The 21,163-nt window shown below is 59.7% G+C and carries 18 protein-coding genes; 7 read left to right on the plus strand and 11 right to left on the minus strand.

All coding sequences use genetic code 11. The features are described from left to right. Positions 1-234 precede the first annotated feature (234 nt). From AKG12_RS26640 to AKG12_RS26655, 4 genes are all read right to left on the minus strand, one after another. A complete protein-coding gene (locus tag AKG12_RS26640) occupies positions 235-1,509 on the minus strand; it encodes a TRAP transporter large permease (RefSeq protein WP_052821135.1) in 1,275 nt (424 codons plus the stop codon). Further along, a complete protein-coding gene (locus tag AKG12_RS26645) occupies positions 1,506-1,973 on the minus strand; it encodes a TRAP transporter small permease (protein WP_052821136.1) in 468 nt (155 codons plus the stop codon). The genes AKG12_RS26640 and AKG12_RS26645 overlap by 4 nt, the downstream gene beginning before the upstream one ends. 79 nt (positions 1,974-2,052) lie before the next feature. Further along, on the minus strand, positions 2,053-3,057 hold the full coding sequence (dctP, locus tag AKG12_RS26650) for a TRAP transporter substrate-binding protein DctP (RefSeq protein WP_052821137.1): 1,005 nt from the start codon (positions 3,055-3,057) through the stop codon (positions 2,053-2,055). Between the two features lie 117 nt (positions 3,058-3,174). Continuing rightward, entirely contained in the window at positions 3,175-4,062 is an 888-nt protein-coding gene (locus AKG12_RS26655) for a PfkB family carbohydrate kinase (RefSeq protein WP_052821160.1), read from the minus strand. 130 nt (positions 4,063-4,192) lie between these two features. Here AKG12_RS26655 and AKG12_RS26660 point away from each other — a divergent pair, with 130 nt between their 5' ends. Genes AKG12_RS26660 through AKG12_RS26670 form a run of 3 tightly spaced genes read left to right on the plus strand, consistent with a single transcriptional unit; the run spans position 4,193 to position 6,878 of the window. After that, a complete protein-coding gene (locus AKG12_RS26660; protein ID WP_052821138.1) occupies positions 4,193-5,194 on the plus strand; it encodes an SIS domain-containing protein in 1,002 nt (333 codons plus the stop codon). Between the two features lie 12 nt (positions 5,195-5,206). Then, positions 5,207-5,917: a UTRA domain-containing protein gene (locus AKG12_RS26665; RefSeq protein ID WP_052821139.1), complete on the plus strand. Its 711-nt coding sequence runs from the start codon at positions 5,207-5,209 to the stop codon at positions 5,915-5,917. 10 nt (positions 5,918-5,927) lie between these two features. After that, the gene (locus tag AKG12_RS26670; RefSeq protein ID WP_052821140.1) at positions 5,928-6,878 is read left to right on the plus strand and encodes an ornithine cyclodeaminase; all 951 of its coding nucleotides are present in this window, start codon (positions 5,928-5,930) and stop codon (positions 6,876-6,878) included. A gap of 45 nt (positions 6,879-6,923) precedes the next feature. Here the strand turns inward: AKG12_RS26670 and AKG12_RS26675 are convergent, their stop codons facing one another. Further along, a complete protein-coding gene (locus AKG12_RS26675) occupies positions 6,924-8,012 on the minus strand; it encodes a LacI family DNA-binding transcriptional regulator (RefSeq protein WP_052821141.1) in 1,089 nt (362 codons plus the stop codon). Between the two features lie 260 nt (positions 8,013-8,272). Here AKG12_RS26675 and AKG12_RS26680 point away from each other — a divergent pair, with 260 nt between their 5' ends. From AKG12_RS26680 to AKG12_RS26695, 4 genes are all read left to right on the plus strand, one after another. Beyond that, positions 8,273-9,118, plus strand: a complete 846-nt coding sequence (locus tag AKG12_RS26680) for an ABC transporter substrate-binding protein (RefSeq protein WP_052821142.1) — start codon at positions 8,273-8,275, stop codon at positions 9,116-9,118. A gap of 90 nt (positions 9,119-9,208) precedes the next feature. Then, positions 9,209-10,132 (plus strand): amino acid ABC transporter permease, encoded by a 924-nt coding sequence (locus AKG12_RS26685; protein ID WP_052821143.1) that lies wholly within the window; start codon positions 9,209-9,211, stop codon positions 10,130-10,132. Continuing rightward, on the plus strand, positions 10,132-10,920 hold the full coding sequence (locus tag AKG12_RS26690; RefSeq protein ID WP_052821144.1) for an amino acid ABC transporter ATP-binding protein: 789 nt from the start codon (positions 10,132-10,134) through the stop codon (positions 10,918-10,920). Before AKG12_RS26685 ends, AKG12_RS26690 begins: the two co-directional genes overlap by 1 nt. A gap of 337 nt (positions 10,921-11,257) precedes the next feature. Next, entirely contained in the window at positions 11,258-12,097 is an 840-nt protein-coding gene (locus tag AKG12_RS26695) for a sugar phosphate isomerase/epimerase family protein (protein WP_052821145.1), read from the plus strand. A gap of 934 nt (positions 12,098-13,031) precedes the next feature. Here the strand turns inward: AKG12_RS26695 and AKG12_RS26700 are convergent. The 6 genes from AKG12_RS26700 to AKG12_RS26725 form a co-directional block, all read right to left on the minus strand. Next, positions 13,032-15,101 (minus strand): oxidoreductase, encoded by a 2,070-nt coding sequence (locus tag AKG12_RS26700; protein WP_052821146.1) that lies wholly within the window; start codon positions 15,099-15,101, stop codon positions 13,032-13,034. Between the two features lies 1 nt (position 15,102). Next, the gene (locus AKG12_RS26705; RefSeq protein WP_052821147.1) at positions 15,103-16,746 is read right to left on the minus strand and encodes a dipeptide ABC transporter ATP-binding protein; all 1,644 of its coding nucleotides are present in this window, start codon (positions 16,744-16,746) and stop codon (positions 15,103-15,105) included. Beyond that, complete coding sequence (locus tag AKG12_RS26710) at positions 16,743-17,621, minus strand: ABC transporter permease (RefSeq protein ID WP_082179061.1); 879 nt, start codon at positions 17,619-17,621, stop codon at positions 16,743-16,745. The genes AKG12_RS26705 and AKG12_RS26710 overlap by 4 nt, the downstream gene beginning before the upstream one ends. A gap of 8 nt (positions 17,622-17,629) precedes the next feature. Further along, the gene (locus AKG12_RS26715) at positions 17,630-18,574 is read right to left on the minus strand and encodes an ABC transporter permease (RefSeq protein WP_052821149.1); all 945 of its coding nucleotides are present in this window, start codon (positions 18,572-18,574) and stop codon (positions 17,630-17,632) included. Between the two features lie 165 nt (positions 18,575-18,739). Beyond that, the gene (locus tag AKG12_RS26720) at positions 18,740-20,278 is read right to left on the minus strand and encodes an ABC transporter substrate-binding protein (RefSeq protein WP_052821150.1); all 1,539 of its coding nucleotides are present in this window, start codon (positions 20,276-20,278) and stop codon (positions 18,740-18,742) included. A gap of 140 nt (positions 20,279-20,418) precedes the next feature. Next, complete coding sequence (locus tag AKG12_RS26725; RefSeq protein ID WP_052821151.1) at positions 20,419-20,979, minus strand: MarR family winged helix-turn-helix transcriptional regulator; 561 nt, start codon at positions 20,977-20,979, stop codon at positions 20,419-20,421. Positions 20,980-21,163: the final 184 nt, after the last annotated feature.

A 21,163-nucleotide genomic window follows, 5' to 3' on the forward strand; every position in this document is an offset into this window, starting at 1 on the left:
AGAACCATGGCCGCCATCGCCGCCGGTAAAGGAAAGAAACCAAAACCGTTCATGGTGCAGAGCGGCGATGTGCAGGCCGACGCCGTCTGGGACAGCAATTGTTGGTTTCCGCGCAGAAGTGAGCCGGTGGGGGTGCGGACGAAAACTTGGACCAAATTTTTCACTTGACCAGCTCATTACATCAACTTGCGCGCCCCTTGAGCACGTCCGACATGTAGCTGGCCGCACACCACCTTACATCAGCACGTTTGGCAGGAATGTGATGATTGGCGGCACCAGCGTGAAGAGCAGCAGAAGACCGACAAGGACTGCGAGAAACGGCAGGAATTCCTTTGAGAAATCCTCGATGGAGCATTTGGTGATTGAGCAGACCGTGAACATCACCGTGCCGATGGGCGGCGTGACCGAGCCGATGGCCGTGTTGAAGACCAGCACGACGCCGAGATGAACGGGGTCGATGCCGAGACTGGTCGCCACATCGAGCAGAAACGGGCCCAGGATGATGATGATCGCCAATCCCTCGAAAATCGTACCGAGAACAAGCAGCGCGATGTTGATGACGATCAGAACGACATATTTGTTTTCCGAAATGCCGAGCAGTTGCGACACCAGCATCTGCGGCAGTTGTTCCAGGCTGAGGATCAGCGAGAAGACCGAGGCGGAAGCGACGATGAACATGACGCCCGCCGTCGTTAGCGCCGATTCACGAAGCAGGTCGTAGCTGTCGGAAAAGGACAGGCCCTTGTAGATGACGGCGCCGACGAAAAATGCGTAGAGCGCGGCGAATGCACCGAGTTCCGTCGGCGTGAAAAAGCCGGTCCTCAGACCAAACAGCAAGAGAACCGGCATGGCCAGCGCCCAGAGTGCTGCATGACCCTTGGTCCAGATTTCACGCGGTCTTGCACGTTCCGTTCTCGCCTGCGTGTGCCCATGGCGGCGTGCGCACCAGCGCACGGTCAGCATCAACGCGGCGGCGATGAAGAAGGCTGGAATGACGCCGCCCATGAACAGGCGCCCTATCGAGGTATCGGTCAGGAGACCATAAACGATCAATGCGATGGATGGCGGCATGATCGGCGCGATCAGGGCTGATGCGGCGCTGACCACCGAACCATAGGCGTTGGTATAGCCGTGCTGACGCATCACCGGCACGATGGTTCGCGCATCGATGGCGGCATCCGCATTGGCGGAACCGGACATGGCACCCATGAACAGCGAGTTCACCACGGCGATCTGCGCCAGCCCGCCCTTCCAGTGACCGACGAGCGTTTCGGCAAAGCCGTAAAGCCGGTCGGCAATGCCGCCGCGCGCCATGGCGCAACCGGCCACCACGAACAATGGCACGGCCAGCAGCGGGAAGGATTCGAGCGCCGAACCCATGCGCTGCGCGACGATGCTCGCCATCATCGGGTTCTGGAAGAAATAGATCATCGAGGCGCCGAGCATGACGAAACCGACCGGCAGCCCGAGCAGCAGCAGAACGACGAAGGCGATAGCGGTCAGGGTCATTGGAAATTCTTCTCCCCACGCAGGCGGGCAACGATATCAAGAAGGCGCACGATGATGATCATGATCATGCCGGCGGCAATGAAGGCCGCGATGATCCATTTCGGCCAACCGAGCGCCAGAAACGTCGTGAAGCGGGCGGTGGAGATCTGTGCATAGGCGGCCCGCACAACGGCGGCGGCGATCAGGATCGTCAACAGATCGGCGGCAACCATCGCGGCCATCTGCAAGCGCGGCGGCAACCGCTCCACGACGGTGGCGATGCCGAACATCTGGTCGGACATGCAGGCGCCCGCAAGACCGAACCAGACCGTGACCGCCATCATCACGACCGCGAGATCGTGTGCCCAGGGAATGGGGGCTTGAAAGAAATTGCGGGCGATGACATCCGCGAAAACCACGAGGACGATCGCTCCGGTCGTCACCGCCGGAAGCGCGACGCCGAAAAGGCGGATCAGACTACGCATTGAACGCTCCCAAAATCCGTGGGTGGCGGCGAAGGCGTGCAAGCGCCTCCGCCCTTCCTTCAGATTACCAACCGGCCCTTTACTTGGCCACCGCCGCCGCGCGAACCTGTTCGAAGAGACCCGCAGGCCACTTCGGGAAGCTCGTATAGTATCCGGCCGTGGCCTTGCGATAGGCCTCGATGTCGGCGGTGTGGAAGGTCACGCCCTGTGCTTCGAACGCCGTGCGGATTTCGCCTTCGAGCTTGGCCGACAGCTTCGTCAGGTCCTGACCGCCGGTTTTGAACTCTTCCATCAGAATGGCGCGGTCGCCGTCGCTCAGCTTCGCGTAAACCGCCTCGCTCATCACCCATCCGGTGAAGAGATTGAAGTGACCGGTCAGCGTGATGTGCTTGACGACTTCCTGCCAGCCCGAGGCACGAAGGCCGGTCAGCGGGCTTTCTGCAGCCGTGACAACACCCTGGGAAAGCGCCGAATAGACTTCGCCCGCTTCGACAGTGGTGGCGACGACGCCGAGAGGCTGGAAGGTCTTCAGCCAGCTTTCGACGGGGGGAACACGCATCTTGACGCCCTTGAGGTCCGTCGGCGCCGGATAGCCCTTGTCGCCGATCATATGGCGCGGACCGTCAAACCAGTTCAGCGCCACAGGGCGAATGCCTGCGTCCTTCGCAAGACGGTCGTAGAAGCCCTGCATCAGTGGGGAAAACGCAATGTTTTCGGCTTCATCCGTGCTGGAAACCATGAAGGGGCCTTCAACGACGGAAAGCTCCGGCACGCCGAACGTCGACAGGAACGAGGCGGAGGTGAAGGTCATGACGGGTTGACCCTGGCTCGCCTGCTCGATGGAGTCGGTCGTGCTGCCAAGCTGGCCCGAGGGGAAGCCCTGGAACGAGACACGGCCTTCGGTCCGCGTCTTGACGCGTTCGGCTGCGGCCATCGCACCCTTGTAGGATTCGCTGGTCGGCGCGTTGACGGTCGCGATGCGTATCGTCACGTTCTCGGCGACGGCCGGGGCCGACAGGAGAGCCGATGCAAGGAACAGTCCGCCAGCGATTGCACCGCGGCGCGTCGTCTTCAAAGTGGTCATGTTGCCCCTCCTCTGATCAGGGTTTGTTGTTGTCATTGTATCTCGAACCAGTGCAGGTCTTGCGCTGGCAGGCATGACGCCAGGCCCTTCCCTGGGCATGGCGTTCCAGCGCACGTTTCAGGCATCCACCGGACTGGGGGCCGGTTTCGTCGTGCGATAGATTTCATCAATTGTCATGGCGGTCGAAATATCGACGTCCATGGGACTTTCATGGCCGAAGCCGCCCTTGGCGAGGCAGGTGAGGGCAGCCGTCTGCGCGGCAGCGGCGAGGGCTTCCTCCGGCGCTTCCGCGCGCAGAAGTCCGACCAGCGTGCGCGCAATGAAGCTATCACCTGCTCCGAGCGTATCGACCGGCGCGACAATGGCAGCGGGTACAACGCTCAGCCCGCAGGCACCGAGCAGTAACGCACCACGGTCGCCGAGCGTCACCAGAACCCAATGCGCGCCAGCATCACGGGTGAATTCAGCAAGCGCGAGGGCATCGTCGCGCCCGAGATCACCACCGGAAAAGGCGGCAAGAAAGCAATGCTTCGCCAGCGGTGCGATGTGAGCCCTGTCGCGGATCGTCGCAAAATCGTAGGAAACGCGCGTCAGCCCGGCGATCAACGGTATCCACGCATCGATATGGCTCGAACGGCCGGTATGCAGCGCGTCGACTTGGCGGGCGAACTCAAGATCGGCCGTCTCGGGCGCGATAATCGAAACACCGAGATTGGCCCCTGCGAACACACGGTCGCCATCCTGAAGCTCAATCACGCAGTAGGCGGTCGCGCCCGGCAGAAAGCGGAGGCGTGAAACGTCAACCCCTTCTCTGGCCAGCGCATCGCGGATCGCACGTCCGGCTGCGTCGTCGGCAACGGCTCCGGCATAGGCGGAGCGTGCACCGGCACGACGGGCAAACGCTGCGAGATTGACGCAGTTTCCACCCGGATACATGACCTTTTCGTCACTGTAGCAATCGACGACGTTGTCGCCGAACGCCAGAACGAATGGTTCGTTTGTCATGCTCGTTCCCATCCCTCTTGCTCATTTAAGAGAACGTTCGCACAATTGTTTCAAGCCTGTCAATTGCGCTTGACACGTCCCGGCAAAAAAATAATACGTATTATAACGTCATATCGAGAAAGGCTTTAAAATGACCTTGCCATCCACTTTCGACAAAGGGGTGCTTGCAGCCCTTGGTGCCCTTGACGCGAGCGCAATCCACCACGTCTTCTTCGTTGCCTGCGGCGGTTCGCTTTCCATCATGCATCCTGCAAAATTCCTGCTGGATCAGCATGCGGCGATTGCTTCGGATGTCTATAACGCTGCCGAATTCGTTGCCCGCGCACCAAAACTGCTCGGTCCCGGCTCGCTGGTTATCCTGTGCTCGATGACCGGCACGACGAAGGAAACGACGGCCGCCGCCGAATTCGCCCGTGCAAAGGGTGCAACCACGATCGGCCTGACGGTCGAGCCGGGTTCGCCGCTCGCAAATGCTTGCGATCATGTCGTCGGCTTCGAGGCCCCCTACACGACCGGCGTTCCGATCGATGCCGTTAACAGCAACTATTCCCGCATCTACCAGCTTGTCATGGGCGTCGTCGCGCTCACCGGCGGCGAAAACCTGACTGAGCCGTTGATCAAAAGCCTCGCCGCGCTTCAGGTCGCAATCGACAAGGCACAGCTCGTCTTCGCGCCGCTTTTCGATGATTACGCCCCGCGTTTTGCCAAAGAGAACGTCGTCTACACCGTCGCCAGCGGCGCCAGCTACGGCGCAGCCTATTCCTTCTCCATCTGCGTGCTGATGGAAATGCAGTGGATCAACAGCCAGGCGATCCATGCGAACGAGTTCTTCCATGGTCCGTTCGAGGTGCTCGACAAGGACCGCGCCTTTATTCTCATGAAGGGGCTGGACAGCACCCGTGCGCTTGAAGACCGGGCGGACACCTTCCTCCACCGCTTCGGCTCGGCGGAGAAGATTCTTGTTCTCGATGCTGAAAAGCTCGATCTCGACGGTATCGATCCGCAATTCCGTGGCAATGTCGTCCCGCTCATTTTCTTCGACACCCTTTGGCGTTTCGCTTACAAGATCGCCGAACTGCGCAAGCACGAAATGCTGGAAGCGCGACGCTACATGAAGAAGATCTCCTACTGACACGGATGGCTGATGGACGAGCATGAACAGCTGATACCGCTCTATGAGCGGGTGCGACGTGCAATTCTGGCGGATATCGAATCCGGCGTTCTTGGCGAAGGCGGGTTCCTGCCCGCCGAGCCTGAACTTTGCGCGGCGCATGGTGTCAGCCGTATCACGCTCCGCCGCGCGATCTCGGAGCTTTGTGCCGAGGGACACCTCGTTCGGCAACAAGGCAGAGGCACGCTCGTCGCACCGCGCAAGGTTCGCCAGACGCTGGTGACCCTTTCCGGCTTCACGGAAACGATGAGCGGCCTTGGTCGCAGGAGCAGCCATAGCATTCTGTCTTTCGGGATAGACGACAATGCCGCCGCCGCTGGCGGACGCCTTGCGGCGGCACGGCTTGCCCGCTTCGAGCGCGTGCTCGAAGTGGATGGCCGTCCCATGACGCTGGAGACGCTGTGGTTCGATGCCGAACGACTGGAAGGCGCTATCCAGCCTGTTCGCGACGGCGGTTCCTTCTTCACTACGCTGCGCGAGCGCATGCACATCCAGCCAGCCGGTGCCGAGCGACAGTTCGATGTCGGTTTCGCCACCCGCGAGGAAGCGCAGATCCTCGCCATTCCATCCTCGCAACCCGTCTACCGGATCGAGAAGACCGTTTTCGAGGCCGGTGACCGGCCGATTTCCTTCTCGAGACTTGTGACACCTTGCCACCTCGTGACATTCACGATGAGAAGCTGAAAGTTTCCTAATGCTCGTTTTCGATGCCGATGCCGTTCACGCTACCCTTGCCTGGCCCCTGCTGATCGAAGCGCTTCGCATCGCTCACTTGGGCGAAATGCCTGCCTCCGATGTCGTGCTGCAATCCGACCCGCGTGGCAGCGGCAACCAGTTCGTAACATTGCCGGGCTGGATTCCCGGAGGTCTGATCGGCGTGAAAATGGTCGGTGTCTTTCCCGGCAATGCCGAACTTCAACCTCCGCAGCCTTCAGTGCAGGGCCTCGTCGCCGCATTTGACGGTGCGACAGGCGCGCCGCGTATGGTGGCCGACGGGGCGGCCATGACAGCCCGCAAGACGGCCGGTGATTCCGCACTCGGGTCTAGTCTCCTGGCCCGCCATGACGCCCGGACATTGCTCGTGGTCGGAGCAGGTGCCCTTGCCCCTCACGTCGCCCACGCCCATTCGGCGGCGCGTCCGTCGGTCGATCGTATTCTGGTGTGGAACCGCACCCCGGCACGCGCCGAGGCGGTGGTGGCGGGGCTGAAGGCCGATGGGCTGAATGCCGCGGTGGCAACTGATCTCGATCAGGCGGTCAGCGAGGCCGATATCATTTCGTGCGTCACGATGTCGGATACCCCGCTGGTCAAGGGTGCCTTGTTGCGGCCCGGCGCGCATCTCGACCTGATCGGGGCATACATGACGACGCTTCGGGAAGCCGACGACGAAGCCATGCAGCGCGGAACGATTTTCGTCGACACCCGGCGCGGCATGGAAGGTGCCGGCGATCTGGCGCAGCCGGTCGCATCCGGCATTCTCGGCTGGGATGCTGTCACGGCCGATATGTTCGATCTGGCGCAGGCAAGGCATCCGGGCCGGATCTCCGAAGACGAGATCACCATCTACAAGAACGTCGGCGGTGCCCATCTCGATCTATTCACCGTCGCGGCACTTATGGCGACGCACAACGCAACTGCTCCATGATGTGGGTGGGGCCTCACCGGGAGGTCGTTGCCATGGTGGCGGCGATCACAATGGTGCGACAGAGCCGCGTTCAATCAACTCGGCGGGCATAAGCACCGTGCGTGGTGGATAATCCTCGCCGTGAATGCGCTCCAGCAGCATCCGTGCAGCGGCCTCGCCCATGGCGAGGCGCGGCTGTGCAATGGTGGTGATGCCGGGGCGATGAAAGCTCATCCAGTCAAGATCGTCGAAGCAGATGATCGAGAGGTCCTCTGGAATTGAAAGCTTCAACTCGGAGAGCCCTCGCATGGCGCCCTCGGACATAGTGCCGTCCGTCGTGAACAGAGCCGTCGGCGGGTCCGGGACTTTCATCAGCCGGGGGAGCGCAGCCTGAGCGGCGCTGGCAGAATAGCCTCCCGCCCGTATCGTCAGGCGTGGGTCCACTGGCAAGCCTTCAATCCGGTGCGCACGGATATAACCAAGAAGGCGCTGCCAACTTGGATAAAGCGTTTCGCTTTCGATCGGATCTCCCGCGACAGCGCGCGCCAGAAACCCGTCCAGTCCGTCGCTCTCCTGATCGACGAGTTCCGCAACAATGCCGATCCGCCGGTGACCGGCGGCAATCAGATAGCGCACGGCCTGTTCGGCAGCGGCGATATTGTCGGTCGCCACGCGGTCCACCATCAGACCGGCGACAGCACGGTCGATCAGAACGAGCGGCACGCCCATGCCCCGCAGATTGTGCAGGTGCCGCGCCTTGCGCGTGTCGCTGGGGGTGACGATCAACCCATCCACCTGCTTCTGCGCCAGAAGCTCCACCGAGTGAACCTCCTTGGATTGCGACTCGTCGCTATTGGTGATCAGCAGCCCGAAACCGTTGGCTTCCACGACGTTTGAAATACCGCGCAGAACCGAAGCGTAGAACGGGTTCTGAATATCACCGGCCACGACGCCGATAGTTCGTGTCTTGCCGGTAATGAGGCTGCGCGCCAGCGCATTGGGCCGATAGCCCAGCTTCTGGGCGGCCTTGAGCACCTGTTCTTTCTTGTCGTCACTGGTGTAGCCGTAACCGCCCAGCACGCGCCCCGCGGTCGCCGTGGAAACACCTGCTGCACGTGCGACATCGGTGATCGTCGCCTTGCTTTTAGGAGCCAACTGGCAATTCCTCTCATATTTTGGTCTGCCGGAATGAGAATCTTATCATGTCTGGTCGGAAGAAAACGGTAGCTGTTTTTTGGCTTTAGCAGATCGACAGTGGTTTTCAACGCTCCATAAAGCCGGTCATCTGAAAGATGACGCTTGACGGATGGATATTCGCCGTGCCTCATATGTGAGAACGTTCTCTAAATGATTGCAAGGGGAACCGGAGAACGCAATCGCGGACCCGCCGGGTTTCGCATAACAAGGAGGCTGTCATGTTCAAATCCATTCTGGCCGGGTGTGTCCTGAGCGCATTGACGGCGGTGAGCACATTCGCGGACGTCATTCCCGCTCTGCGCGATGCACTGCCGCAGGAATACAAGGATAATGGTATCAAGGCTGCGGTCTTCAACGACTGGGCGCCCGATGAGTATCTTGATGCCGATGGCCAGCTCAAGGGCTGGAGCGTGGACCTCGCCAAGGAGATGGAAGTACGTCTCGGCGTTCCCTTCACTTTCGAGGGTACAAGCTTCGATGCCATCATTCCGGGGCTTCAGTCCAAGCGTTTCGACGCCGGCTTCTCCTCCTTCGGCACAACCGCCGAGCGGCTGAAGACGCTTGATTTCGTTTCCCAGCGGCGGATCGGCACCTCGTTCGCTTACCCGGCAAACAGCAAGCTCGCCGTCAAGTCCGCCTCCGATGCCTGCGGTCTGACGATAGCGGTTCTGAACGGTTCCTGGGATATCGGGCTCCTTGAAAAGCTCAACGCCAATGAATGCAAGGACAAGCCGATCGTCATGCAGATGCACGCCACGCAGGCGCAGGCTGAACTTGCCGTTCGTTCCAATCGCGCCGAAGCCACCGTCGGCGGCTCGGTCAAGCTCAGCTACATGGCGACGCAGACCGGCGATCTGAAGGTTTCGGAACTGGTTCTGTCTCCTGTCAACAGCTGCATCGGCGTGCGCAAGGGCGATCCGCTCGGCCAGGTCCTGACGGACGCGATCCAATCGCTGATCGACGACGGTACTTACGAGAAGATCATGGCCAAGTGGGGTCTGAACGACAGTGGCATGCTGAGCAAGGCGCTGCTGATCACGGAAGAAAACCCGGTTGATCTCTGACGCAGTTTCACCGGCTGCAAAAGCGTATCCCGGCCCGGATTGTCATCCGGGCCGAAGCAGACAGCTCAGGATCGGCAGCAAGGAATAAAGATGTCTGAAAAATCGCCGGAGCGTCCCTCGATCCTCAACTTGAAGCCCATCGCGGTGCCTAAAATAGGCCACTGGATCGGCGGCGTGGCTCTGACCATTCTTGCCATAGTGTTCCTGCAGGTGCTCGTCACCAACAAGAACATGCAGTGGGGCGTGGTCGCCAAATATATGTTCAACCCTGCGATCCTTTCCGGTCTCGGCATGACGTTGCTGCTGACGGTCCTTGCCATGGTGCTCGGTCTTGGGATCGGCATCGTTCTTGCCATCATGCGCCTGTCGACCAGCCGCGTCTTTCAAGCCGTGAGCTGGGGCTGGATCTGGTTCTTCCGCGGTGTGCCGCCGTTGGTTCAGATGATCTTCTGGTACAATCTGGCGCTGCTTTTGCCGGAGATTTCGATCGGCATTCCTTTCGACGGGCCGAAGCTTGTCTCCTGGAACACCAACCAGCTCATCACGCCGTTCAGTGCGGCCATCATGGGCCTCGCCTTTACCGAAAGCGCCTATGCCGCCGAAATGATCCGTGCCGGCATACAGGCCGTGAACGCGGGCCAGACGGAAGCTGCCGCAACGCTTGGCATGACGCGTGGTCAGACGCTTCGCCGCATCGTGCTGCCGCAAGCACTGCGCATCGTTATTCCGCCCATCGGCAACGATACGATCTCGATGCTGAAATTCACGTCGCTCGTCTCCGTGCTGGCATTGCCCGACCTGCTTTATTCCGCCCAGATGGTCTATGCACGCACCTATCAGACTGTGCCGCTGCTGTTGGTCGCGACCATCTGGTATCTCGTCCTGACGACAGTGTTGACGGTTATCGAGCATGCCGTCGAGCACCGCTTGAAGTCCGAACACCGTGCAGGTGCGAAGAAAGCAGGCGGGCTTTTGCCCGCTCGCCTGTTCAAACGTCAGCAGGAGGCTTTGTGATGAAGGACCAGACTAGCGTCGAGCCTCTGCTGAAGGTCGAGAAGCTGCGCAAGAGTTTCGGCACACATGAGGTGTTGAGCGGGATTGATGTAGCGGTCATGCGTGGCGACGTAACCTGCATCGTCGGCCCGTCAGGCTCCGGCAAGAGTACGCTGCTGCGCTGCCTGAACTATCTCGAGAGGCCTACGGGCGGCGCGATCTTCCTGAACGGGGAACCCGTCGGTGTGCGCTGGAAAGGCGACAAGCTCTATGAGATGAGCTTCAACGAGCTTGCCCGTCAACGACAACGTATGGGCATGGTGTTTCAGGGCTTTCACCTCTTCCCGCACAAGACCGTGCTTGAAAATGTGATTGAGGCTCCGGTTCTGGTCAAGCGTATGTCCCGTGGTGCGGCGGTGGAGGAGGCGATGGTGCTTCTGGATCGCGTCGGCATGAAGGAGCGGGCGGCCTACTATCCCGCCCAACTCTCCGGCGGGCAGCAGCAGCGCGCGGCCATTGCCCGCTCTCTGGCAATGAAGCCGGACGTCATGCTGTTCGATGAGCCGACCTCGGCACTCGATCCAGAGCTTGTCGGCGAGGTTCTCGCTGTCATGCGCCAGCTTGCGGACGACGGCATGACCATGGTCGTCGTCACCCATGAAATGGGTTTTGCGCGAGATGTTGCTGACCACCTGATCTTCATGGATGGGGGAGTGATCGTGGAGCAAGGCCGGCCGGCAGATGTGCTGACGCGCCCGCAGCACGAGCGCACCCAGGCGTTTCTGGCGCGGGTTCTGGCTGCTGCGTAAAGCGCCGGAACGCGTCCGCGACGATTATGGCGCGGGCACTTCCAGCAGGATGGCGCGGGTTCTGGCTGCTGCGTAAAGCGCCGGAACGCGTCCGCGACGATTATGGCGCGGGCACTTCCAGCAGGATGTCGCGGCTGCAGTGTTGCGGGCTCGACCGTTTGACATGATCGACTGTCTCAGCCTCATGCGCCGCTCGATGCGGGGACGGGTAAGGCCCGCGACCGAATTCAGTTTTTAGACATCTCAATCCGCAACGACGCGGCACACCGAAGCGCGAAGTAAATAGCGACATTCTTGTGAACGACGAACCGTCGCATAGGCATATGGAGAATAGATAATGGCACTTGATGAGCGCAGCATAAGTGTAATGAATTTCCACTACGTGCGGCACACGCTGGACAGGTTTCTGGCCGATGTCTGTGATGCCGGGGTCTCGCGCATCGAACTTTGGGCCGCCGCGCCGCATTTCTATATCGGCGATAAAACGCTGGCCGATGCGCGGGCGCTGGGGCGGAAAGTCCGTGGAATGGGTCTCGACATCGTCGCTTTCACGCCGGAGCAATGCATCTACCCGATCAACATCTCTGCGAAGGAACCGGAGTTGCGCGACCGCTCCGTGCGCTATTTTCTGGAATCGCTGGAATTTGCCATCGAATGCGGGGCACCAGCCCTTCTGGTAACGGCAGGCGGTGGCTATCGCGACGAACCCGTGGAGCAGGCACTGGAACGCTGCATCGATTCCATGGGCATTCTTTGCGACCGCGCGCAGAAACTCGGCATCGATCTCTGGATGGAGTCGCTGCCGGATTCATTCGCAAATATCATTCGCTCGGCGCGGGAAATCCGGGAACTGATGGACAAGCTCGGGAACTCCTCGCTTCACGCGGTATACGACGTTGCCGGCGCGATAATGACGCATGAGACGCCTGAGGATTACTTCACCCATCTCGCCGGTCGCGTTGCGCATGTGCACTTTACCGATTCCGATGCTGGTGGCAGCCACCTTGCTTGGGGTGATGGCGTCATCGACCTTGACAAGCTGGTCACCTTTCTGCGGAAAGAGAACTATGACGGGTCTCTGACGGTGGAACTGACCAACTGGAAATATAACGTCGACCCCACCCCGCCGCTAAAGCAATGCGTCGAAGCCATGCGCAAGGCGCTCAGGTCTGCATAGGCGGCTATTCGGCTGTAGACAAACAAAAAACCCGTCACTCAAGCACCAGCTCCTGATATCTGCTACGACATTTGAATGTCTATACGTAATGCAAGACGTGAATGTTCGGCAGTTACGCTTGTCCTACGCGCACAGCTATCTTGCCGGCAACGTCCGTCAAACCGGAGTAGTTTTGGTTGTGAAGTCGGCCCCATGATCAGGCTTGTTGATATAATTTGAAGATGTTTTCCGCCTCGATTGTTGATGGCGTTGGCCTTCGTCATCGGCGGTGAGGAGCACCGCTTCAATCAGGCAAATGATGTTGGGAAGAAAATACTCACCTTATGCCTATCACTGCTTCTTCGTGAGATAAAGGAGCGTCCAAGAGGGCGGTCATTCTTTTCCCAAATGGGTAATGGATCGTGAAAAGCGAGGTCGTTTCGGGGGTGAGCTGGTGGGTTATCACATCCAGCTTTTCCAATCGTTCTGAACGGATACCCGAGCTTTTGGCCCGGAGGACAAGCATGGGATAGGGAAAAGATGACTAATATTATCATCGGTGCAGATATATCGAAAAACCATATCGAGCTGCATCGGCAACAGGATGGGAACTGGCAGCACGCCGACTACGACAAGGGGGGTGCCGCTACCCTCGAATGGATGGGGGCCGTCGAGCGCATCATCTACGAACTGACCGGTAACTCGTACAGGGCTTTCGATTTTTTCATGCTCAGCCGCAGCTTAGCGGTTTCTATCCTCAATCCGCGTAAGGCGCGATGGTTTGCCGATGCTCTTGGTAGCCAGTCAAAACTGCGCCGAGAGGGATATCGCGTCAAACATCGGGATCATCGAACCGGACGATATCGAAAACGCTTTCGCGCGGATGCTGACGGGCGATGTCAGCTATCGATTTGTCATGCGTCTGGTTGCCCGGGCGACAAGGGTGATCGGCAGGTCAGAACTGAATGCACAGACGGACCGCATCGAACATCGCCGCGTGAACCGACCGGCTGGTTACGGCATCGCCGATCCGGTGCAGCTCGAACCCGTCGTCGCGTCGCGGGCGAAGCGGGGCTGGGCCGGTTAACGAAGACAATTCGGTCCTGCCATCATTGGCAGAAAGCGGACGAAGCTCATCGAACACATCCGTTACCGGGTAAGTTCCGTTTTCCACAACGACCTGAGAACAGGCCAGAACCAGACCTTGTCCGGTCAACAAATGTGTTAGCGACACGTCATACCGGTCGCCGTTCGGAGACACGCGAACGATCTCGTATTCCAGCAAGGTCTGTACCCCCAGTTCGGCGAATCTCTTGCGATAGATGATCTGGGAGTGGGTCTCCATTTCAGGGGCCACGACGGGATCGAGTGCGGCGAAGGTCACGGATTTCCCGGCCGACGCCAGTTGAACCGCGACGGAAGGCGCCGGGTGTCGGCCCGTCCCGTCATAGACAAGGATATCATCAGCCATGGCGGATGGATTGCCCAGCGCATCCCACACACTGAGACAAAGTTCATTGCCGTCAAACGTGCCCTGATCCGGATAGCCCCCGGCGGCAACGATGACGATATCCGGCGCTTCAGCCAACACAGTTTCCACAGTGGCATAGGCATTCAGGTGAAGGGTTACGCCCAGGCGCTCCAGTTCGGCCTCGCGCCAGTCGACAATCCCCTTCAGGTCGTGCCGCAGATGCGCTCGGGTCGCCAGCGCAAGCTGCCCGCCCAGACGATCAGTCGCCTCGAACAGGACCACCCGATGCCCCCGTTCTGCAAGAACGCGTGCCGCTTCGAGCCCGGCAGGTCCGCCCCCGATCACGACGGCTTTCCGGCCGGCCTCGGCCGATCGCTCCACCACCTGCGGCAACCACGTTTCCCGACCGGTGACCGGATTGTGGATGCAGCGGACAGGCCGATAGAGACAGTGGGACGCTCCGACACACGGACGTATCTGATCCTCTTTGCCTGCTCTCAGCTTGTTGACGATTTGCGGGTCGGCCATATGAGCCCGCGTCATGCCAACCATGTCCAGCAACCCGGCGCTCACAGCATATCGTGCCGTCGCGATGTCCGAAATCTTGCCCGCGTGAAAAACCGGCAAATCGGTCTCGGAGCGAAAGGCACCGGCTTTCTGCAACCATGGTGCAGAAGGAGATGTCATATCCGGGATGTTGTAGACCAGAAGGTTGAACTTCGTATCGAAGCGGCCAAAAATGCAGTTGAAGAAATCGACCAGCCCTTCTCTCTCCAGCATGTTTGCCACCTTGACGGCTTCGTCAAAGCCAAGTCCGTCCGGGTGATCCTCGTCGATCGTGTAGCGGATCCCGACGGGAAAGTCCGGCCCGACCTGCGTGCGTATCTCTTCATGAACCATCCGCAGAAAGCGCATCCGGTTTTCGAGAGAGCCGCCGAATTCATCGGTCCGCCGGTTGACCAGAGGAGAGAGAAACTGGCCTATGAGATGCCCGCCGCTCATCGTCTCGAGACCGTCCAGCCCCCCTTCGCGCGCCCGTCTTGCCGCCTGCCCGAAATCGTGCACGACACGGGCGATCTCGTGCCTGTCGATTTCACAGGAGAAATTCCTGCGATATTCTTCGCGGGAATGCGACGGACCGATGGCTGGCAGCCAATCTCCGACCGTTGCGTCCGCCCGGCGTCCGACATGCGAAATCTGACACATGAGCGCCGCGCCGTGACCGTGAATGCGGTCGGCAAATTGCCTGAACACGGGAACGATGGCATCGTCGGTGTAGTCAAGCTGGGATCCGCCCCAGCTTGAATCGGCGGAAACGCGACCGGAACCACCGAACATCGTCAGCGCGAGACCACCCTTTGCCTTTTCCTCATGGTAGCGCTGATAAGCCTCACGTGGGTATCCGTGCTCGTCCAGCTCCGTTTCATGGCTCGTGCTCATAATCCGGTTGCGCAGTTTCAGGCTTCCGATCGAAAGCGGCCGAAGAAGCGGATCCTTCTCCTCGGCAATGCCGGAGCGTGTATCGGAAACCTGCACTGTTTCGGGATGCCGCATCTCAATTCCCCTGGCCTGCTGCAACGGTGTCGATGAACCGATCGGATTTCGTCAGTTTATTGCCGGGAATTGCATCGATAAGTGTACGGGTGTACGGCACGGTGCTTTCGAACAGCACCTGTGCGCAGGTGCCCTGATCGACGATGCAACCGTCCTTCATGACGATCAGACGGTCGCACAGTTCGGCGGCGACACGCAGATCATGGGTGATGAACAGGATGGCGAGATCCATCTGGTCGCGTATCGATTTGAGCAATGTCAGGATCTGCGCCTGAACCGAAACATCGAGCGCGGAAACCGCTTCGTCGGCGATCAGCAGTTTCGGCTGGGGTATCAATGCGCGGGCAATGCATATGCGTTGCCGCTGCCCGCCTGAAAAGGCGCCGGGAAACCGCGAGAACGCCGATGGATCAAGCCCGACAAGCTGAAGCATGCGGCGCGCGCGGGCTTGAGCTTCCGCCCGGGGAACCCCGAAATTCAGCGGTGCCTGCATCAGGATATCGCCGACCCGGCGACGTGGATTGAGCGCGCTGTAGGGATCCTGAAAAACCATCTGCATCCGCTGCCGGGCGAGACGCAATGCATTTCCCCGCAAGGCGCCGAAATCCTCACCGCCGAGAAGCACCTTGCCTTCATCCGGATCGACCAAACGGCTGATACAGCGGGCCGTGGTGCTCTTGCCCGATCCGGACTCGCCGACGATGCCGAGGATTTCGCCCGAACGTAGTTGCAGCGACACGTCCTGAAGGGCGACGAAACGTTTCGGCTTGCCAAAAAGGAACGGGCGGTGACTGTACACCTTGGTCAATCCCGCCGCCTCGAGCACGACAGGCCCCGTGCGCGCGACCGGAGGACGCAATTCCCCCTTTGGTACGGCAGCGAGAAGTGCCTTTGTATACTCCTCCCGCGGTGAGGACAGGATATCGGCGACCGGTCCGGCCTCGACGACACGGCCGCGATGCATGACGGCGATATCGTCGGCGATCTGCTTCACGACACCGAAATCGTGGGTGATGAACAGCACGCCGGTGCCGTGCCGGGCCTGAAGCTGCGATATCAGCCGTAGAATCTGCGCCTGCGTGGTCACGTCAAGCGCGGTGGTCGGCTCGTCGGCAATCAGCAGCCGCGGCTCCATCACCAGCGCCATGGCGATCATCACGCGTTGCCTTTGCCCGCCGGAAAGCTGGTGCGGGAAGCGACCGATAACGCGTTCCGCATCCAGATTGACCTCGCCCAGGATCGACAGGACCCGCGCCCTCCTTGCCGCCGGCGTCATGCGCATGTGGGCACGGAGGACTTCATCGATCTGGCGTCCCACCTTTTGCAAGGGGTTCAGGGCGGTCATCGGTTCCTGGAAGATCATGCCGATCCGGGCGCCACGCACACGGCGCAGAGCCGAAGGATCGAGCGCAAGCAGGTTCGCACCCCCAAACTCGGCCGTTCCCGTCGGCCTGTCGAATTTCTCGGGAAGCAGTCCGAGGATAGCCTGGGCGGTCAGGGATTTTCCAGAACCGGACTCACCGATAAGGCACGTCGTCCGGCCGGATCCGACCATAAAGCTGATGCCATCGACACCATTTTTCCGGTCGCCGCCACCCGGCAACGGAATGACGAGGTTACGAACCTGAAGAAGTTGTTCCGTCATCGTCCTGCCTCCAGCGTCGGATCCAGCGCGTCCCGCAAGGCATCACCGAGAAAATTGAAGCCGAGGACCGCGACAAAAATCGCCAGTCCCGGAAAGAAGCTGATCCACCAGGCAGCCCAGTACTGCATACCGGCGCTGATCATATACCCCCAGCTTGGAGTGGGCGGCTGGATGCCGAGACCGATAAAGCTGAGTGCGGATTCTGTGATCAATGCCGTCGAGGCCAGAAGCGACGCGAAGACAAGAGTGTTTCCGGCAAGGTTCGGCAGAATCTCCCGAAGCAGAATTTGAGCCGAGCGGGCACCGCCCAGCTTGGCAGCAGCGATATAGTCGCGGTTGCGAAGTGTCAGCGTTTCACCGCGCACGAGACGCGCGAAGCTTGGCGTGTAGACGATGACCATTGCAAAAATTGCATTGGCAAGGCCGGGCCCGATCAGCGCGATGACCAGCAGGGCAAGCACCAGCGTCGGAAAAGCCAGAATCGAGTCCACCAGCCGCATGGCCAGATTGTCGATGATCCCGCCGGCATAGCCTGCGGCAAGCCCGATCGCCGAGCCGGCGATCATCGCGCCGCCAATGGAAAGGACCACAACCGCGACCGAGATGCGGGCACCGAAAAGCAGGCGGCTGAAGATATCACGGCCAACTTCATCCGTGCCCAGCACGTGCAGGGCTGACGGTGGCTTGGCGATGGCAAGGTAGTTGATCTTTGTCGGGTCGTAAGGCGCGAGCCATGGTGCGGCTATCGCGACGATGACAATCAGTGCGACGACAAAGGCACCGAACGCGCCCCGTGGAGAGGACAGGACCTTGCGCAACACGGTACGGCCTGATGAAGCCGCCTCGGCAGATACTTGCGGGGATGACACGGTCATGGATGAGCCTACCGATAGGAAATGCGGGGGTTGACCAGCGTGTAGAGCAGGTCCACCATCAGGTTGATGAGTGCAACGCACAGCACGATGAAAAGCATGGCGCCCTGGATCACGGGAAAATCGCGGTTGAAAATGCCGTCGATGACCATGCTGCCTATGCCGGCGATAGCGAACACCTTCTCCGTGACGATCGCACCGCCGAGAAGCGCACCTGCCTGCAGGCCGACGACGGTGATGACGGGGATCAGGGCGTTCGGAAGGGCATGCCGCAAAACGACCTGGTCTTCCCGGAGTCCCTTGGCACGCCCGGTGCGAACGAAATCCTCGTTCAGCACCTGCAACATGGCAGCTCGCGTTTGCCGCGTTATCAATGCGGCCAGCGAACAACCGACGGCAGTGGCAGGCAGGATCATCAGTTTCAGGCTTTCCAGCGGCTGATCGAACAGCAGCGCGTATCCCGACGCCGGTAGCCAGTGCAGGCGGACGGCGACGAACAGGATGAGAATGACGCCGAGCCAGAAGAAGGGGACCGCCGATGCGACGAGCGCCACAGTACTGATGATGCCGTCCGCCAGTCTGCCGCGCCACCGGGCGGCGCATATTCCGGCCGGAATTCCGATGGCCATCGCAACCAAAAGGGCAAAGACGGTCAGTTGCAGCGTAACCGGCGCGCGCGCGGCAAGCATGTCTGCAACCGGTTCACGCGTACGGATCGAACGTCCCAGATCGCCTTCGACGACGCGACCGAACCATCGCACATATTGTACGGGAACCGGATCGTCGAGACCGTAGGTCTCGCGAACCTTGGCACGCTCCTCGGCAGAGCTCTCGACACCCAGAATCGATACGGCAGGATCGCCCGGAAGCCACGTCGTGGCCACGAAGATCACCGCGCTCATGACCAGCATCAGCAGAATGACGGAAACGATACGCGAGAAGATGTAGCTTAACATATGAAGCTTTCCAAACGGATATGGATGATGACGCATGACGGGCCTGTCCTGGCCCTGAGCCGGGTGACGCCGGTAGCGACCTCGATCAGTCGCGTTCTCAGCTTAAAATCCCCGCTTTCAGGCATGCCGCACAGCACATGTTTGCGCGGCATGCATCGGCATGGATCAACGCTTGACCCAGGCGTTCGTCAGAACCCAGGCGCCACCGTTGTCGACCTTCACGTCGCGGACCGCCTTGCTCACGCCGCCATAGGCCCTGCGGTCGAAGAGGAACGTGACATAGTTTTCATCGAGCGCCATCTCGGCAACATCACGATAGAGCTTTTTGCGATCCTCCCGCGCGACGGTATCGCGGGCCTTGTAGATCAGGTCGACGAGTTCCTGGTTCTTATGCCGCGACCAGTTTCCGCCCTGTTCCTTGATATAGGACCTGGCCCAGGTATCGTGCGGATCGATGCGGGGATGCTGGCCCGCTGCCATACTGGCGTCGTAGGTGCCTTCGGTGATGACGCGACCAATCCATGCCTGCCGCTCAAGCACGGTCAGTTTCATGTCGAAGCCGCTCTCCTTCAGCATCTGCTGGAGGATCTGGGCAATGGTGATGTCCGGTTCGCGCTGGATTGTCAGCATCTCGAAGCTGACACCGTCAGGGTGCCCGGCCGAGGCCAGCAATTCCTTGGCTTTCTTGGGATCGAAGGGGTAGCCCTTGATCGTCGCGTCGAACTCCCATTCCGCGGGCGGCACATAGGTCGGATAAACGAGGCCGTCTTCGCCTGCCACGGCTTTCGCAAGCGTCTCGCGATCCACGGCCCACGCCAGTGCCTGCCGTACCTCCTTCTTGTCGAAGGGGGCATGATCGACATTGACGATCATCTGATGCGCCAGCACCTGCGGCCCTTCCAGCAGAGCGAGCTCGCCGCTTGTGCGGACGCGCTCGAAATCCTGGGGGTTGACGACATTCAACAGGCCGATGCCGCCGCTTTCAAGCTCCAGCATGGCGGTCGCATAGTTGGTGATCGACCGGATCTCCACATTGTCGAGATACGGCAACGAGCGCCCCGCTGCGTCCTTCATCCAGTAATTCGGATTTTTCTCGAGAATGATGCGATCCGTGCCAATCCAGTCGACGAATTTGAACGGTCCGGTACCGACCGGATGACGGCCGAAATTCTGACCGTATTTCTTGTCGGCGGCCGGGGAGATCATCAGCGTTCCCTCGGCGGCAAGACTGGAAACCGCGTAGCCCGTCGGGGCGTTGACGGTGATCCTGACCTCATACTCGCCGGTCTTTTCGATCGTCTTCATCCAGCTGACCGTGCCGGTGCGCATGGCGCCCGACGAGTTTTTGAGACGATTGAACACGTAGACAACGGCATCGGCGTTGAACGGCGTACCATCATGGAAGGTCACACCCTGACGAAGGCCGATCGTCAGCTCGGTATTGTCCGCATTATAGCTATAGCCGGTCGCCAGAACAGGAACCATCTCGCCCTCGTCATCGAGCCGGAACAGCGGATCGTAGATCTGGTTGAGTGCCAGACGATCGGTGATGTCGGCATCGCCGAACACCGGATCCAGTGTCTTGAACGTGATCGGCACGGCCGCGACCAGTTTACCGCCCGATTGCGGCTCCTCGGCCATTGCCACACCTGCATGAAGCGCAGTCGCCACCGCGCAGGCAAGCAAAGTCTTCCAGCAGTTCATGGAACTCTCCTGTAAATGACATCCGCCGCGGATAACGGCGTGAACCCCTCGATTTTTCTTTTTTGCACCGTCTTTGCGAGTTTTCCCGTACAGCCGTGCGTCAATCGATAATTCAATTATTAGTTCCTTTTGGAACAATGTCAACCAGAACCATTGGGAGACTTTTCGACCGCATCGAGGTCTTCAATCGGCACATCCCAATCGTCAACCGCCAGCAATTTGTCCAGTATCGCATCAAATGCCACCCGCTCGACCGGGCTGAGTACTGCCAGAAGACGATCCTGCCGCAACCGCCAGATACGGCTGGATTCCAGATATGTAGCACGCCCTTCCGGCCTGACGCTAAGAACGATCCGTCGCCGGTCCGTTGGATCGACCTCGCTGGCAATCAATCCTCTCTGCAACAGTTTTTCGACAGCACGACTGATGCTGTTCTTTGGCCTTCCAAGATAATCGGATATGACCTTTGCTGTGGTTGATCCGTAAACAGTTAATGAAAACAATATGTTATTTTCATCTCGCGTCACCCCGAGCCGTTTCTCGATCTCAACGAAGACGGGACCTGCATAGAGGCCGGCCCACAAACTCATCCTGAACCCGAAACGATCGATCAGCGGGGATTTCATAACGACGTCAAGAACATCCTTGCGTCCGGCATCGAGCCGCGCCGAAAGGTTTTCGTCAGGATCCTGCCTGCTCATACACACTCCTTTTGTTTCGGTCCTAGAAATGGACCGCGATCATCACTCCGATCGTCTCTTATGGAATGAATTTTGGGGGGCGGGCAACTGTTCACAGCACCGGTGACCGGTCGAAGACAGCAAGGCCGTGCATTCATGCTTGACTATGTTCCATATGGAACTATATTTTTCACACAACCATTAA

This window comes from Agrobacterium sp. SUL3 (genome assembly GCF_001263295.1).
Lineage (GTDB): Bacteria > Pseudomonadota > Alphaproteobacteria > Rhizobiales > Rhizobiaceae > Agrobacterium > Agrobacterium tomkonis.